The following is a 1,900-nucleotide window of genomic DNA, read 5'->3' as shown; positions in this document are numbered from 1 at the left end:
CGAGCTGCTCGAGGATCGCCGGGTTCTCGAGCGTGGACGTGTCCTGCGTGATCGCCTCGCCCTTGGCGAGCGAGCGCAACAGGCGCCGCATGATCTTGCCCGAGCGCGTCTTCGGCAGGTTGTCGCCGAAGCGGATGTCCTTCGGCTTCGCGATCGGCCCGATCTGCTTGCCGACCCAGTCGCGCAGCGTCTTCGCGAGCGCCGCCGCTTCCTCGCCCTCCGGACGCGAACGCTTCAGCACCACGAACGCGACCACCGCCTCGCCCGTCGTGTCGTCCGGGCGGCCGACCACCGCCGCTTCCGCAACCAGCTCGTGCGAAACCAGCGCCGACTCGATCTCCATCGTGCCGAGCCGGTGGCCCGACACGTTCAGCACGTCGTCGATGCGGCCCATGATCGTGAAGTAGCCGGTGTCCTTGTCGCGCACCGTGCCGTCGCCGGCGAGGTAGAGCGTGCCGCCGAGTTCTTCCGGGTAGTAACTCTTCTTGAAACGCTCCGGGTCGCCCCAGATCGTGCGGATCATCGCCGGCCACGGACGCTTGACGACGAGAATGCCGCCTTGCCCGTTCGGTACGTCCTGCCCCGTCTCGTCGACCACCGCGGCCATGATGCCCGGCAGCGGCAGCGTGCACGAACCCGGCACCGTCGGCGTCGCGCCCGGCAGCGGCGTGATCATGTGGCCGCCGGTTTCGGTCTGCCACCACGTGTCGACGATCGGGCAGCGTTCCTGGCCGACGTGCTTGTGGTACCACATCCACGCTTCCGGATTGATCGGTTCGCCGACCGTGCCGATGATGCGCAGGCTCGACAGGTCGTAACTCTTCGGATGGACCTTGTCGTCGGCCTCGGCGGCCTTGATCAGCGAGCGGATCGCGGTCGGCGCGGTGTAGAACACCGTGACCTTGTGATCGGCGATCATCTTCCAGAAGCGGCCGGCGTCCGGGTAAGTCGGCACGCCTTCGAACACGACCTGCGTGCCGCCGCACGCGAGCGGGCCGTAGGTGATGTACGTGTGGCCCGTGACCCAGCCGATGTCGGCCGTGCACCAGAACACGTCGGTGGGCTTCCAGTCGAAGGTCCACTTCATCGTCTGCGCGGCCCACAGCAGATAGCCGCCCGTGCTGTGCTGCACGCCCTTCGGCTTGCCGGTCGAGCCCGACGTATAGAGGATGAACAGCGGATGCTCGGCGCCGACCCATTCGGGTGCGCACGTGTCGGATTCGCCGTCGGCGATCTCGTGCATCCACAGGTCGCGCCCGGCGTGCCAGTCGATCTTGCCGCCGGTGCGGCGGTAGACGATCACGCTCTTGACTGCTTCGCAGCCGCCCATCGCGAGCGCCTCGTCGGCGATGCTCTTGAGCGGCAGCGTCTTGCCGCCGCGCGCCTGCTCGTCGGCGGTGATGAGCGCGACCGCGCCGACGTCGACGAGCCGCTCGTTGAGTGATTTCGCGGAGAAGCCGCCGAACACGACCGAGTGCGTGGCGCCGATGCGCGCGCAGGCCTGCATCGCGACGATGCCCTCGATCGACATCGGAATGTAGATGACGACGCGATCGCCCTTGCCGATTCCGCGTTTCTTCAGCGCATTCGCGAAGCGCGACACGCGAGCGAGCAGGTCGGCATAGGTGACGCGCGTGACGGTGCCGTCGTCGGCCTCGAAGATCACCGCGACGCGTTCACCGTTGCCGGATTCGACGTGACGGTCGAGGCAGTTGTACGACGCGTTGAGTTCGCCGTCGTCGAACCACTTGTAGAACGGCGCATTGCGCTCGTCGAGCACCTTGGTGAACGGCTTGTGCCAGCTGAGGCCCTCGCGCGCGAGACGCGCCCAGAAGCCTTCGTAATCCTGCTCGGCTTCGGCGGCCAGCGCGCGGTAGACCGGCATGCCGGAAATGGTCGC

The 1,900-nt window shown here is 67.3% G+C and carries 1 protein-coding gene; it reads right to left on the bottom strand.

What is annotated here, in order from left to right; genetic code table 11:
• The coding region (gene acs, locus WS49_RS26295) for an acetate--CoA ligase (RefSeq protein ID WP_059534803.1) at positions 1 to 1,900 on the bottom strand (1,900 nt) is incomplete at both ends.

It is taken from the genome of Burkholderia sp. RF7-non_BP4, from assembly GCF_001521935.1.
Classification (GTDB): domain Bacteria; phylum Pseudomonadota; class Gammaproteobacteria; order Burkholderiales; family Burkholderiaceae; genus Burkholderia; species Burkholderia diffusa.
This window is presented reverse-complemented; position numbering and strand designations above follow the sequence as displayed.